The following is a 16,217-nucleotide window of genomic DNA, read 5'->3' as shown; positions in this document are numbered from 1 at the left end:
CTGGCCTCACTGACCGAGGCATGGGCGGCCGGTGGTGGTCCGGTGGACTGGTCGCCCTGGACGGGGACCGCGGAGCCGGGTGGTCCGTCCCCCTCCCGCTGCCGACCTATCCCTTCGAACGCGACCGGTACTGGCTGCCCACACCGGGCCGTACAGCCTCCACCGTGGCCCCGGCCACCACCGAGGAGACGGCAGAGGCCACGGGCGCGGTCACGGCGGAGGCACAAGCCGAGAGCACGGCGGAGGCCGCGCTCGACGACGACCGCACCCCCGCCGTACGACTGGCCGCCCGGCTTGCCCCGCTGGACCGGCAGGCACGCCGTCAGGCGGTCCTCGACCTGGTCATCCGGCACGCGGCGGCCGTCCTCGGCCACTCCGGAGCCGGTCCGGTGCGCCCGGAACGCTCGTTCTCCGAGGTCGGCTTCGACTCGATGCTGGCGGTGCGGTTCAGGAACGCGCTGTGCGAGGCCACCGGGGTGGCCGTCCCGCCGACGGCCGTCTTCGACCACCCGACACCCGATGCGCTCGCCGGCTACCTGGACGCGGAGCTGTCCGCCGCGCCCGGACCGCCCTCGCCGCTGCTCGCCGAACTGGACCGGCTGGCCGCGCTCCTCGCAGCCGTCCCGCCCGGAGCGGCCGGCACCGAAGGAGTCGGCCGACGGCTCGACGAACTGCTGCGCGGCTGGGATCGGCGCACCGGCACACCGGACGGCACGGCACCACCGCCCGGGCCGGTGGACGACACCGCCACGGTGACGGAAACGGCGACGGCGGACGAGCTGTTCGCCCTGCTCGACAACGACTTCGGCAACGCCTGAGAGAGAGCTGGCACTGATGTCCGACGACAAGAAGCTGCTCGACTACCTCAGGCGCGCCACCGCGGACCTCGGTGACGCCCGGAGGCAGCTCCGCGAGGCCGAACAGGCCCGCCACGAACCGATCGCCATCGTCTCCATGGCCTGCCGCTACCCCGGCGGTGCCCACACCCCCGAACTCCTGTGGGACCTGGTCTCCCGGGGCGCCGACGCGATCTCCGCCTGGCCGGTCGACCGGGGCTGGGACCTGGAGGGCCTCTACGACCCCGACCCCGAGCGGCCCGGCACCTCCTACACCCGGCACGGCGGCTTCCTCCACGACGCGGCCGACTTCGACGCGGAGTTCTTCGGCATCTCCCCGCGCGAGGCCCTGGCGACCGACCCCCAGCAGCGGCTGGCACTGGAGACCGCCTGGGAGGCGGTCGAGCGGGCCGCGATCGACCCCCGTACGTTACGGCGTACCGGCACGGGCGTCTTCCTCGGCGCGATCGGCAACGGCTACGGCGCGGGCTCGCGCCACCTCCCCGGTGTCCAGGGCCTGCTGGACACCGGGACCGCGAGCAGTGTGGTCTCCGGCCGGATCGCCTACACCCTGGGCCTGGAAGGGCCCGCCGTCACCGTGGACACGGCCTGCTCCTCCTCCCTGGTCGCCCTGCACCTGGCGATCAGGGCCCTGCGGGCGGGCGACTGCACGCTGGCCCTGGCGGGCGGGGTGTCGGTGATGGCGACCCCCGACGCGTTCGTGGCGTTCAGCCGACAGCGCGCGCTGTCCGCCGACGGCCGCTGCAAGGCGTTCGGGGCCGACGCGGACGGAACCGGCTGGTCCGAGGGCGTCGGCGTCCTGCTGCTGGAGCGGCTGTCGGACGCCCGCCGCAAGGGGCACCAGGTGCTGGCCGTCATCCGTGGCTCGGCCACGAACCAGGACGGTGCGAGCAACGGCCTGACGGCACCGAGCGGCCCGTCCCAACAGCGGGTGATCCGGGCGGCGTTGGCGGACGCGAGGCTGACGGCGTCCGAGGTGGACGCGGTGGAGGCGCACGGCACCGGCACCACCCTGGGTGATCCCATCGAGGCGCAGGCGCTGCTGGCCACGTACGGCCAGGACCGGCCCGCCGACCGGCCGTTGTGGCTCGGCTCGTTGAAGTCGAACATCGGCCACACCTCGGCGGCGGCCGGAGTGGGCGGCGTCATCAAGATGGTGCTGGCGATGGAACACGGCGAACTGCCCAAGACCCTGCACGCGGACCGGCCAACGCCCATGGTGGACTGGGCGTCGGGGGCCGTGGAAGTCCTCTCCGAGGCCCGCGCCTGGGACGACACGGGGCGTCCGCGCCGGGCCGGGGTGTCCGCCTTCGGCGTCAGCGGCACCAACGTCCATCTGATCCTGGAACAGGCCCCGGAAGCCCCGGAACAGGCCCCGGCGCCCCTGGAGCAGGCTCCGGCGGCGGAGGCCGAACCGGTGGCCGAAGCCGCTGCCGACGGCGACGCGTACCCGCTGCCCTGGGTCCTCTCGGGGCGTACCGACCAGGCGCTGCGCGACCAGGCGGCCGGGCTGCTGGCCCACCTGGGCGCCGACCCCGGGCCCCTGCGGCCCGCCGCCACCGGCCGCGCCCTCGCCCTCACCCGTACCGCCTTCGAGCGTCGGGCCGTGGTCGTGGGCACCGATCAGGACCGGCTGATCGACGGCGTGCAAGCCCTGGCCGAGGGCCGCTCGGTGCCGGGGCTGGTGCGGGGCGAGGGAGTGTCGTCGGGTCGTTCGGTGCTCGTTTTCCCGGGCCAGGGGTCGCAGTGGGTGGGGATGGCTGCGGAGTTGCTGGGGGAGTCGGAGGTCTTCGTCGGGCGGATGGGTGAGTGCGAGCGGGCGCTTTCTCCTTACGTCGACTGGTCGTTGACGGAGGCACTGGGCTCGGAGCGGTTGTTGGCGCGGGTCGATGTGGTGCAGCCGGTCCTGTGGGCCGTGATGGTGTCGCTGGCCGAGGTGTGGCGGTCGTTCGGTGTGGCCGTGGATGGAGTGGTCGGCCATTCGCAGGGTGAGGTGGCCGCTGCCTGTGTAGCGGGCGGGCTGAGCTTGGACGACGGGGCGCGTGTCGTCGCTTTGCGCTCCCGTGCGGTGGGGGTGTTGGCGGGCCGGGGTGGCATGGCGTCGGTGCCGTTGCCGGTGGACGTGGTCCGTGAGCGCATAGCCCCGTGGGCGGGCCGGTTGTCGGTCGCGGCGGTCAACGGCCCGTCGGTGACGGTGATTTCCGGTGACGCGGACGCCGTCACGGCACTGGTGGACGAGTTGGTCGGGGAGGGGGTGCGGGCGCGGTCGGTCGAGGTGGATTACGCGTCGCACTCCTCGCATGTGGAGGAGATCCGCGAGCAGTTGCTCGCCGACCTGGAAGGCATCACGCCTCTTTCCAGTGCGGTGCCGTTCTTCTCGACGGTGACGGGTGGCTGGCTGGACACGAAGGGCCTGGACGCGGAGTACTGGTACCGGAATCTGCGCGAGACCGTCGAGTTCGGGAAGGCGACGGAGGCGCTGTTGGGGGAGGGGTTCCGGTTCTTCGTCGAGGCCAGCCCGCACCCCGTGCTCACCTTTGGTGTCCAGCAGACCGCCGACCGGGCCGACACCGCCGGCTCCGCGCAGGGTTCCGCCGTGGTCGTCGGCACGCTGCGGCGCGGCGAGAGCGGCCTCGACCGTTTCCTGACCTCCTTGGGAGAGGCCCACGCGGGCGGTCTCTCGCCCGACTGGGACCGGGTGTTCGCCGGGCACCGTACGGACGGCGTCTCCCTGCCCACCTACCCCTTCCAGCGCCGCCCGTACTGGCTGGAGGACACCGCCCCGGCGGCGGGCGTTCCTGCCGGGGCGCCGGCGGGGGGCGACGACTTCTGGGAAGCCCTGGGCGGGGGCGACCTGGACCGGTTCACCACGGCCCTCGGGGTGGCGCCCGAGGACCCGCTGAACGTGGTGCTCCCCGCGCTCGCCACCTGGCGCAGTGAGCGCACCGAGCGTTCGGTGGTCGACTCCTGGCGCTACCGCGTGACCTGGCGGGCCATGCCCGAAGGCTCCCCGGCCGCCTCGCTGGACGGCAGTTGGCTCGTCCTGTCGTCGGGCGGCCGGCCCGAGGACGGGGAGCGCCGGTCGGAGGCGACCGTCCACGTCATGGAGCAGGCGGGGGCCTCGGTGGTCCATGTACGGATCACCGAGGCGGAGGCCGACCGTGCCGTGCTGGCCGACCGGCTCCGTGTCTCCCTCGACGCGCTGCCCGGCCCGGTGACGGGCGTGCTGTCGCTGCTGGGCCTCGACGAGCGCCCGCACTCCGCCCACCCCTCCGTCCCGTTGGGCACCGCCCTCAATCTGGCCCTGGTGCAGTCCCTCGGTGACGCAGGGGTCGACGCGCCCCTGTGGTGGGCGACCCGGGGCGCGGTGTCGGTCGGGGGCACGGACACGGGGAGCCCGGTCAGTGCCGCGCAGAGTCTGCTGTGGGGGCTCGGCCGGGTCGCCGCGCTGGAGTTCCCGCAGCGCTGGGGCGGTCTGATCGACCTTCCGGACGTCCTCGACGCGGACACCGCCCCCCGGCTGTGCCGGGTGCTGGCCGGTGCGGCCGGGGACGAGGACCAGGTGGCCGTACGGGCCGGTGGCTGCCACGGGCGGCGGCTGGTCCGGTCCGCCCTGGGCGACACCGTACCGGGGCGGAGCTGGCGGCCCGGGGGCACCGTGCTGATCACCGGCGGCACCGGCGGGATCGGCGCGCAGATCGCGCGCTGGCTGGCCCGGCGGGGCGCCGCACACCTGGTGCTGGTCAGCCGGGGCGGAGTGGACGCGCCGGGTGCGCGGGAGCTCTCCGAGGAACTGTCCGGCCTGGGCTCTCAGGTCACCTTGGCGTCATGCGATGTCGGTGACCTGGACGCCCTGCGCGCGCTGAAGGACGGCCTCGAACAGGACGGCCACCGGATCAGCACTGTCTTCCACGCGGCGGGGGCCGGGCTCCTGGTGCCCCTGCCCGACACCGACGTCGACGAGTTCGCCGGCACCCTCCACGCCAAGGCGGGCGGGGCCAGGAACCTGGACCTGCTCTTCGACCGGGACACGCTCGACGCGTTCGTTCTGTTCTCCTCCATCTCCGGGGTGTGGGGCAGCGCCGTCCACGGCGCCTATGCCGCCGCCAACGCCTACCTCGACGGCCTTGCCGAGGACCGCAGGAGCCGTGGCCTCGCCGCGACCTCCGTGGTCTGGGGGATCTGGAACCCCGAGGGCGGGGGCGGGATGGCCGCCGAACTGGTGGAGGAGAACCTGCGCGGCCACGGCGTGCTCTTCATGCCGCCCGCGGTCGCGATCACCGGGCTCCAGCAGGTCCTTGACCACGACGAGACGGTGACCGTGGTCGCGGACATCGACTGGGACCGCTTCGCGACGGTGTTCACCTCGGCCCGCCCCAGCCCGCTGATCGGTGAACTCCCCGAGGTACGCGCTGCGTTGGCCGCCGAACCGGCCACCGCCGGAACCGGGGCCGAGGAGACCTCCTCGGCGCTGCGCGACCGGCTGGAACCCCTCCCCGCGGCCGAGCGGACCCGGGTGCTGGTCGACCTGGTCCGGACCCACGCGGCCGCCGTGCTCGGCCACGGTTCGCCGGACGCGGTCACCCCCGGCCGCGCCTTCCGCGACCTGGGCTTCGACTCACTGACCGCCGTGGACATGCGCAACCGGCTCAACACCGCCACCGGCCTGCGGCTCCCGGTCACCGTCGTCTTCGACTACGCCTCGGCCACCGCGCTCGCCCGGCACCTGGAGACCGGACTGCTGGGCGCCGCCGAGGAGCCCGCCGCCGCCCGGCAGCTCCCGCCCGCAACACCCGCCGAGGACGACGACCCCGTCGTGATCGTCTCCATGAGCTGCCGCTACCCCGGCGGCGTACGCACCCCCGAGGACCTGTGGCACCTGGTCGCCGACGGACGCGACGCCGTCTCCGGGCTGCCGTCCGACCGGGGCTGGGACCTCGACGCGCTGTACGACGCGGACCCCGACCGGCCCGGCAGGAGCTACGCCGCCGCAGGCGGATTCATCCGGGACGCGGACCGGTTCGACCCGGCCTTCTTCGGGATCTCCCCGCGCGAGGCCCTGGCCATGGACCCCCAGCAGCGGCTGCTGCTCGAAACCTCCTGGGAGGCGATCGAGCGCGCCGGTATCGACCCGACGACCCTGCACTCCACCCCGACCGGGGTCTTCGCCGGGGCCTCCTACCAGGGGTACGGCGGCACCCTGAGCGAGGTCCCCGAAGAGCTGGAGGGCCTGTTCATCGCGGGCATCTCCACCAGCGTCCTGTCCGGCAGGGTCGCCTACCAACTCGGCCTCCAGGGGCCCGCCGTGACCGTGGACACGGCCTGCTCCTCGTCCCTGGTGGCGGTCCACCTCGCCGCGCGGTCGCTGCGCGCGGGCGAGTGCGCACTGGCCCTGGCGGGCGGCGCCACGGTGATGGGCACCCCGCTGTCGTTCACCGGCTTCAGCCGGCAGCGGGGGCTCGCCGAGGACGGGCGCTGCAAGTCCTTCGCCGCATCGGCCGACGGCTTCGGCATGGCCGAGGGCGTGGGCCTGCTGGTCCTGGAACGCCTCTCGGACGCCCGCCGCAACGGCCACCCGGTGCTCGCGGTGCTGCGCGGCTCGGCCATCAACCAGGACGGCGCGAGCAACGGCCTCACCGCGCCCAGCGGCCTGGCCCAGCAGCGGGTGATCCGCGACGCGCTGGCCGACGCCCGGCTGACGGCCGCCGACGTGGACGCCGTCGAGGCGCACGGCACCGGTACCCGGCTGGGTGATCCGATCGAGGCCGATGCGCTGCTGGCCACGTACGGTCAGGACCGGCCCGCCGACCGCCCGTTGCGGCTGGGGTCGCTGAAGTCGAACATCGGGCACACCCAGGCCGCCGCCGGGGTCGGCGGCATCATCAAGATGGTGCTGGCCATGGCGCACGGCGAGCTGCCCCGGACCCTGCACATCGACCGGCCGTCCCCGAACGTCGACTGGACGGCGGGCGCTGTCGAGCTGCTGACCGAAGCCGCACCCTGGCCGGAGACCGGCCGGCCGCGCCGGGCCGGAGTGTCCTCCTTCGGCCTCAGCGGCACCAACGCCCATGTCGTCATCGAGCAGCCGCCCGCCGAGCCCGTACTCCCGTCGCCTGCTCCGCCGCCCGGGCCCGTAACCGCCGTCGGGTCCGCATCCGCTCCCACGTCCGACGCGCCCGCCGTACCCGGTGCGGAGGACGCGGGCACCCCGCACGCCACCGTGCCCTGGGTCCTGTCCGGGCGGACCGCCGAGGCGGTGAAGGCCCAGGCGGAGCGGCTGCACACGTACCTGACGGAGCATCCGGAGCTGTCGTCCGCCGACATCGGCCACTCCCTGGCCACCACCAGGACCGCCTTCGAACACCGCGCGGCCGTCGTGGGGGACGACCGTACGGCCCTGCTGGGCGGCCTGGCCGCGCTGGCCGCCGGAGAGCGCGCACCCGGCCTGGTCGAAGGCACCGTCGCCCGGTCGTCCAGGACCGTCTTCGTCTTCCCCGGCCAGGGGTCCCAGTGGGCCGGCATGGCCCGGGAACTGCTCGACCACGCCCCGGCCTTCGCCGCCCGGATCGCGGCCTGTGAACGCGCCCTCGCCCCGCACCTGGACTGGTCGCCGCTCGCGGTCCTGCGGGAGGAGCCCGACGCGCCCCCGCTGGACCGGGTGGACGTGGTGCAGCCCGTGCTGTTCGCCGTGATGGTGTCGCTGGCCGAGCTGTGGCGGGCGCACGGGATCGTCCCCGACGCCGTGGTCGGCCACTCCCAGGGGGAGATCGCCGCCGCCTGCGTGGCCGGTGCGCTCTCGCTGGACGACGCGGCCCGGATCGTCGCCCTGCGCAGCCGGGCCCTGCTGGCCCTGACCGGCCGGGGCGGCATGCTGTTCGTGCCGCAGCCCGCCGAAGCCGTACGCGAAGCGCTCGCCGCCCACGAGGGGGCACTCGACATCGCCGCCGTCAACGGGCCGACGTCGGTGACGGTCTCCGGCGACCCGGCGGCGCTGGAACGGCTGGGCGAGCGGTACGCCGAGGAGGGCGTCCTGACCTGGCCGGTCCCCGGTGTGGACTTCGCCGGGCACTCACCCCAGGTGGAGGAGATCCGGGAGGAGCTGCTCACCCTCCTCGGCGCCACCACGCCCCGGACGTCCGCCATCCCGTTCTACTCCACGGTCAGCGGCGGGCCCGTGGACACCCTGGGCCTGGACGCCGCGTACTGGTACGAGAACCTGCGCCGCCCCGTGGAGTTCGGACGGGCGGTCGACGCGCTCATTGCGGACGGACACCACATCTTCGTCGAGTGCAGCACCCACCCCGCGCTGACCGTCTGGCTCCAGCAGGCCGTCGAAGCGGCCGGGATCGGTGACGGAGCCGTCGTCGGCACCCTGCGCCGCACCGAGGGCGGCCCCGGCCGCTTCCTCGCCGCGCTCACCGAACTCCATGTACACGGAGTGCCGGTGGACTGGGGCACGGTGTTCGCCGGAACCGGAGCCCGTACGCGGCACCTGCCCACGTACGCCTTCCAGCAGCAGCGCTACTGGCTGGAGGCCACCGCCCCCGACCGGTCCGCCACCGCCACGACCGGCCCCGGCCCGGCAGATCCGGGCCCGGCCGACTCAGGCTTCTGGAGCGCCGTCGACCGAGGGGACCTGGACGCCCTCGCCACCACCCTGCGGGTCGAGGACGGGGAACTGCGGTCCTCCCTCGCCTCCCTGGTGCCCACCCTCGCCGCGTGGGCGCGCGGCCGGGCCGACGACCGGACCGCCGACAGCTGGCGCTACCGGGTCGCCTGGAAGCCCCTGCCCACCCCCGAGCGGCCCCGACTCACCGGCAGTTGGCTTGTCCTCGCCCCGGCCGGAACCGCTGACGACCCGGCCGTCACGTTCGCCCTGGACTCCCTGCGGGGACACGGCGCCACCCCCGTCCTGGTCGAGGCGGGCCCCGACGCGACCGACCGGACACGCTTCGCCGCCCTCCTCCGCGACGCCCACGACCGCACCGACGGGCCGCCCGCCGGGCTCCTGTCGCTCCTCGCCCTGGCCGAGGAACCCCACGGCGGCGGATCGGCGCTTCCCCGCGGCCTCACCCTGACGGTCGCCCTCCTCCAGGCCCTGGGCGACCTCGGCACCGACGCCCCGCTCTGGTGCGCCACCCGGGGCGCGGTGTCGGTCGGCCGCTCCGACCGGATCGGCAGCACGCTCCAGGCCCTGGTCTGGGGACTCGGCGGGGTCGCCGGTGTCGAGTACCCGCAGCGCTGGGCCGGACTGGTCGACCTGCCGCGACGGCTCGACGACCGGGCCGCGACCCGGCTCGCCGGAGCGCTGACGGGCCCCGACGGAGAGGACCAACTGGCGGTACGCGCCACCGGCCTCCACGGCCGCAGGGTCGTCCACGCCGGACTCGGTGACACCGCCCCCGCACGCGACTGGACACCCGAGGGCACGGTCCTGATCACCGGCGGCACCGGCGGCCTCGGCGCCCAGATCGCCCGTCGGCTCGCCCGTACCGGCACCGCACACTTGCTGCTCACCAGCCGTCGCGGCGCCCAGGCCCCGGGGGCCGACGAACTCCTGGCCGAACTGCGCGGTCTCGGCGCCACCGCCACCGCCGTGGCCTGCGACGTCGCGGACCGCGACGCCCTGGCGGAACTGCTCGCGGGCATTCCGGCCGAGCGCCCGCTGCGCGCCGTGCTGCACACCGCGGGCGTCCTCGACGACGGGGTGATCGATGCGATCACCCCCGAACGCGCGGCCGGGGTCCTGCGCCCCAAGCTCGACGGCGCCCGCAACCTCGACGAACTCACCCGGGAACTCGACCTCACCGCCTTCGTGCTGTTCTCCTCGCTCGCGGGCACGCTCGGCGGCACCGGCCAGGGCAGTTACGCCGCCGCCAACGCCTACCTCGACGCCCTGGCCCGGCACCGCCGCGACCTCGGACTGCCCGGTACCTCGGTGGCCTGGGGCCTGTGGGGCGGCGACAGCCTCGCCTCCGGAGCGGTCGCCGAACGGCTGATCCGCGACGGCCTGCCCGCCATGGACCCCGCCACGGCCACGCTCGCGCTGCACCGGGCCCTCGACCACGACGACACGGCCGTCCTCGTCGCGGACTTCGCCTGGGACCGCTTCACCCGGGCGTACACCGCGCTCCGGCCCAGCCCCGCCCTCGGTGACCTGCCCGAGGTACGGGAGGTGCTCGACGCCCCGGGCGGGCCCCGGAGCACGGCCGACGGCGACGGGCCGCCCGCCCTGCGGCTGGCCGCACTGCCCCCGGCGGAACGGGACCGGGTACTGCTGGACCTGGTCCGCCGCGAGGTCGCCGCCGTGCTCGGCCACCCCGGGCCCGAGGCGGTGGGACCCGACCAGGCGTTCAAGGACATCGGCTTCGACTCGCTGACCGCCGTCGAACTGCGCAACCGGCTCGCCGCCGCCACCGGCCTGCGCCTGTCGGTGACCCTGGCCTTCGACTACCCCACGGCCACGGACCTGGCCGGACACCTGCGCGCCGAACTGCCAGGGGCACCCGCCACCGAGACACCCGCCATCCCCCGGCAGGTGGCCGCGGCCGTCGCGGTGCCCGAGGACGAGGCGATCGCCGTGGTCGCCATGAGCTGCCGCTACCCCGGCGGCGTCAGCACCCCCGAGGAGCTGTGGGAGCTCGTCGCGGGCGGGCAGGACGCGATCACCGGCTTCCCCACCGGACGGGGCTGGGACCTGGACGGTCTCTACGACCCCGACCCGGACCGGGTCGGCAGCACCTATGCGCGGGAGGGCGGCTTCCTCCACGACGCCGACCGCTTCGACCCGGCGTTCTTCGGGATCTCCCCGCGTGAGGCCCTGACCATCGACCCCCAGCAGCGGCTGCTGCTGGAACTCTCCTGGGAGGCGTTCGAGCGGGCCGGTATCGACCCGCTGTCGCTCAAGGGCAGCCCGAGCGGCGTCTTCGTCGGTTGCAGCCACCACGACTACGGGTCGCGCGTCACCGAACCCTCCGAGGAGTTCGAGGGCTACCTCGGCATCGGCAGCGCGGGCAGCGTGGCGTCCGGGCGGATCTCCTACAGCCTCGGCCTCGAAGGCCCCGCGGTGACCATCGACACGGCGTGCTCCTCCTCGCTGGTCGCGGTCCATCTCGCGGCCCGGTCGCTGCGCTCCGGCGAATGCTCGCTGGCGCTCGCCGGCGGGGTCACCGTGATGTCGACACCGGGTGCGTTCGTGGAGTTCAGCAGGCAACGAGTGCTCGCCGAGGACGGCCGCTGCAAACCGTTCGCCGCCGCCGCCGACGGCACCTCCTGGGCCGAGGGCGCCGGACTGCTCGTCCTGGAACGCCTCTCGGACGCCCGCCGCAACGGCCACCCGGTGCTCGCCCTCGTACGCGGCTCCGCCGTCAACCAGGACGGCGCCAGCAACGGCCTGACCGCCCCCAACGGCCCCTCCCAGCAGCGGGTGATCCGGGCGGCGTTGGCGGACGCGGGGCTGACGGCGTCCGAGGTCGACGCGGTGGAGGCGCACGGCACCGGGACCCGTCTCGGAGACCCGATCGAGGCCCAGGCGCTGCTGGCCACGTACGGCCGGGAACGCGGTGCGCGGGAGCCGCTGTGGCTGGGGTCGCTGAAGTCGAACATCGGGCACAGCCAGGCCGCCGCCGGAGTCGCCGGCATCATCAAGATGGTGCAGGCCATGCGGCACGGGGCGCTGCCGCGCACCCTGCACGTCGACACGCCGACCCCCCACGTGGACTGGTCGTCCGGCGCGGTCCGGCTGCTCACCGACGACACCCCGTGGCCGGAGACCGGCCGCCCCCGGCGGGCCGCCGTGTCGTCGTTCGGCGTCAGCGGCACCAACGCCCACACCATCCTGGAACAGCCCACCGAACCGGCCTCGGCCGCCGACCTGGTGCACGCTCCGGGGGACACCTTCGCCGCGCCCGGCCTTCCCGCCGCGTCCGAACGGGCCGGGGCCGGAGCGCCCGCTGTCCCCGCCGCGTCCGAACCGGCGCAGGCCGCCGTCCTCGACGCTCCCGGCGCTGCCCGGCCCGCCACCCTTGCCGTCCCTGACGCCCCCGCCCCCTCCGACGCCTCCGGCCCGTCCCTGCCCGCCACCCCCGCGCCGAACCCGGCGGCCACCCCCGCGCCCGCCCTGCCCTGGCTGCTCTCCGCGCGCAGCGCGTCCGGGCTGCGGGCGCAGGCCGCCCGGCTGCTGCGGCACGTGGAGCGGCACCCGGGCCTCGCCGTCGCGGACCTGGGCCGTTCCCTGGCGCTGAACCGCAGCGCCTTCGAGCACCGGGCCGCCCTCACCGGCACGGACCGGCGGGCCCTGCTCCAGGGGCTCGCCGCCCTCGCCGCCGGAGAGCCGTCGGCGGACCTGGTGAGCGGTGTCACCGGTCCTGCCGCGAAGACCGCCTTCCTCTTCCCCGGCCAGGGCAGCCAGCGCACCGGCATGGGCGCCGGACTGTACGCGCGGCTCCCGGTCTTCGCCGACGCCTTCGACGCGGTCTGCGCGGAACTCGACCCGCTGGTCGACCGCCCGCTGCGGGAGGTGATCGACGCGGGCCCCGGCGACCCGGGCCACGGACTGCTGGACCGTACCGAGTACACCCAGCCCGCCCTGTTCGCCCTCGGCGTCGCCCTGTTCCGGCTCGTCGAGCACTGGGGCGTACGTCCCGACCGGCTGCTCGGCCACTCCGTGGGCGAGCTGGCCGCCGCCCATGTCGCGGGCGTGTTCACCCTGCCCGACGCCGCGCAGTTGGTGGTCGCGCGGGGACGGCTGATGCAGGCCCTCCCGGAGGGCGGCGCGATGGCCGCCCTCGCCGCCGGGGAGGAGGAGGTGCTGCCGCTGCTCGCGGGGCGCGAGAGCGCCGTCGGTCTCGCGGCGGTCAACGGCCCGGCCTCGACCGTGATTTCGGGTGACGCGGCGGCGGTGGACGAGATCGCCGCCGTACTCGCCGCGCGCGGGCGCAAGACCCGTCGGCTGCGCGTCTCCCACGCCTTCCACTCGCCCCTCATGGAGCCCATGCTCACCGAGTTCCGCGAGGTCGCGGCACGGATCGTCCCGGGGGAGGCCACCCTCCCCGTCATCTCCGACCTGACGGGCGAGCCGGCCACCTCCGAGCAACTCGGCTCACCGGACTACTGGGTGGAGCACGTGCGCGGCACCGTCCGCTTCCAGGACGGCGTACGTCACCTGGAACGCGACGGCGTCACCGCGTTCCTGGAACTCGGGCCCGACGGCGCGCTCACCGCCCTGGGGCAGGACTGCCTGACCGGAGCCACCGCAGCCGCCGGCGGCTCCGAGGGCACCGGTACCGCCGCCCTCACCGGCTCCCCCCTGCTGCTGCCTCTGCTGCGCAAGGACCGGCCCGAGGCACCCGCGGCGGCCACCGCCCTGGCCCGACTGCACGTCGCGGGCGTCCCCGTGGACTGGAGCGCCGTCCACTCCGGTGGCCCGTCCCGCCCCGCCGTCGACCTGCCGACCTACGCCTTCCAGCGCGGCAGTTACTGGCTGGCGGCCGGTGCGGCCGCCGCAGACCTGCCCGCGGCCGGACTCCGGACCGTCGACCACCCGTTGCTCGGCGCCGGGACGGAACTCGCGGACTCCGAGGGCTTCCTCTTCACCGGCAGGTTCTCGGTCCGCAGCCACCCGTGGCTGGCCGACCACGGCGTCTACGAGGGCGTGCTGTTCCCCGCCACCGCGTTCCTGGAACTCGCGGTCCGCGCGGGCGACCAGGTCGGCTGCGACCAGGTCGAGGAACTTACCCTGGAGGCACCGCTGGTGCTCCCGCCGGGCGGAGCCGTCGCCCTCCAGCTCACCGTCGGCAGCCCGGACGCCTCCGGCACCCGCCCGCTGAGCGTCCACGCCCGGGCCGCCGACGACGGGCCCGACGCCCCCTGGACCCGGCACGCGAGCGGCCTGCTCACCTCCGCCGAGGATCCCGACCCGGCGGACCCGGGCGACCCCGCGGCCTGGCCGCCGCCCGGAGCCGAACCCCTCGACACGGACGGCCTGTACGACCGCTTCGCGGACGGCGGGTTCGCCTACGGCCCCGCCTTCCAGGGCCTGCGCGCGGCCTGGCGGCTGGGCGACGAGGTGTACGCCGTCGCGAGCCTGCCGGAGGAGCAGCGGCCGGACGCCGCCGCGTTCGGTCTGCACCCGGCCCTGCTGGACGCCGCCCTGCACGCGCTGGTCTTCGGCGTACTGGAAGGGCCCGCGCAGGGCTGGCTGCCGTTCTCCTGGAACGGGGTGCGCCTGCACGCCTCCGGCGCCACCGAACTCCGGCTGCGGCTGACCCCCACCGGCCGCGACGCCGTCACCGTACGGGCGACCGACGCCACCGGGCGGCCCGTGGTCTCGGCCCGCTCCCTCGTCCTGCGGCCCGTCTCGCCCGACCGTTTCCGGGCCACGCGCACCGGACACCACGAGGAACTCTTCCGCCCCGAGTGGCACGCCCTGCCCGAGCGCACCGGCACGGCGGCGGACACCGTCCCCGACCCGGACTCCTGGACCGTGCTCGGCACCGGGACGCCCCTGCCCGGCGCCGCGCCGCTCCCCGGCCGTACGGTCACCGACCTCGCCGCGCTCTCCGCCCTGCTCGACGCGGGCGAGCAGCCGCCCCGGCTGGTCCTGGCCCCCTGCCCGCCCGGACCCGTCCCGCACGCGCCGCCCGGCGCCCTCCGCGACGCGGTCCACGACGGCCTCGGCGCGGTTCTCGCCCTGTTGCGCGGCTGGCTGGCCGACGAGCGCCTGACCGGCTCCCAGCTGGTCCTGGTCACGGCGGGCGCGGTGCCGGTGACCGGCGACGACGTCCCGGACCCGGCCCTGGCCGCGCTCTGGGGCCTGGTCCGCTCGGCCCAGACCGAGAACCCCGACCGCTTCGTCCTGCTGGACCTGGACGCCCACGAGACCCCGCCCGCCGTCCTCGTCGAAGCGCTCAGGTCCGGGGAGCCCCAGCTCGCGATCCGGGCCGGGACCGTCCACACCGCCCGGCTCGCCCGCGTACCGCTGGCCGCCCCCGGCCGCACCCCCGGCTGGTCCGGTGACGGGACCGTCCTGATCACCGGCGGCACCGGTGCCATCGGCGCCCACATCGCCCGCCACCTGGCCGCCGAACACGGCGTCCGGCACCTGCTGCTGACCAGCCGCAGCGGCCCCGCCGCCGACGGCGCGGCGGAACTCGTCGCCGAACTCGCCGCCCTGGGCGCGCACGCCGAGATCGTCGCCTGCGACGCCGCCGACCGCGACGCCCTGGCCGCCCTGCTGGCCGCTGTGCCTCCCGCACACCCCCTGACCGGGGTGATCCACGCGGCGGGCGCCCTGGCCGACGGCGTCGTCGCCACCATGACGCCCGGGCAACTGGACCTCGTCCTGCGCCCCAAGGTGGACGCCGCCGTCAACCTGCACGAACTCACCGCCGAACTGGACCTCTCCGAGTTCGTCCTCTTCTCCTCCATCGCCGGAGTCTTCGGCGGCATGGGCCAGGGCAACTACGCCGCCGCCAACGCCTTCCTCGACGCACTGGCCCACCGGCGCCGCGCCGACGGGCTGCCCGGCCGCTCCCTCGCCTGGGGCCTGTGGGCCAACAGCACCGGGATGACCGGCGGGCTCACGGAGGCGGACCTGCGACGGATCGCCCGGGGCGGGATCGTCGCCTTCGAACCGGACCGGGGACTGGCCCTGTTCGACACGGCCGCCACCCTCGACGAGCCGGTGCTCCTCCCGCTGCGGCTCGACACCGCCGCCGTCCGCGCCCAGGCCGCCACCGGCGGCGTCCCCGCCCTGCTGCGTGGCCTGGTGCGCCCCGCCGCCCGGCGTGGTGCCGTCGCGGGCCCCGCCACCGGCCCCGACGGCCCCGAAGCGCTGATGCAGCGCCTGGGCTCCCTCGACGAGACCCGGCGCGGCCGGGTCCTCCTCGACCTGGTCCGCACCCACGCCGCCCTGGTCCTCGGCCACAGCGGCCCGGCCGAGGTCGAGCCCGGACGCGGCCTGCTGGAGGTCGGCTTCGACTCGCTGACGGCGGTGGAACTGCGCAACCGGCTGCGCGCCGCCACCGGCCACCCCCTGCCGGCCACCCTGCTCTTCGACCACCCCACCCCGGCCGCCGTCGCCGCCCACCTCGCCGCCGAACTGGTCCCCGACGCCGCCCCCAGCCCGGCCCCCGGCCTCGCCGAACTGGACCGCCTGGAAGGCGCACTCGACGGCGGCGTCGACGACCCGGCGGACCGCGAACGGCTCGCCGCCCGGCTCCGGGAACTCCTGGGGCGCCTCGACCCGGCGGCCACCGCAGGCGACGGCACGGCGGCCGACTCCCTCGAGGACCGCATGGACGGCGCCAGCGACGACGAACTCTTCGACCTCATCGACAACGAGCTCGGCCTGTCATGACA

At 75.5% G+C, this 16,217-nt stretch carries 2 protein-coding genes; both read left to right on the top strand.

Going from position 1 to position 16,217, the window contains the following annotated elements; translation table 11 throughout:
* Positions 1–20 precede the first annotated feature (20 nt).
* A complete protein-coding gene (locus DJ476_RS35305) occupies positions 21–818 on the top strand; it encodes an acyl carrier protein (RefSeq protein WP_318294862.1) in 798 nt (265 codons plus the stop codon).
* Between the two features lie 16 nt (positions 819–834).
* On the top strand, positions 835–16,215 hold the full coding sequence (locus tag DJ476_RS02250) for a type I polyketide synthase (RefSeq protein ID WP_112489676.1): 15,381 nt from the start codon (positions 835–837) through the stop codon (positions 16,213–16,215).
* Positions 16,216–16,217: the final 2 nt, after the last annotated feature.

This window comes from Streptomyces bacillaris (assembly GCF_003268675.1).
GTDB lineage: Bacteria > Actinomycetota > Actinomycetes > Streptomycetales > Streptomycetaceae > Streptomyces > Streptomyces bacillaris.
The sequence above is the reverse complement of the archived record's forward strand: the minus strand, read 5'-3'. Positions and strand labels throughout refer to the sequence as shown.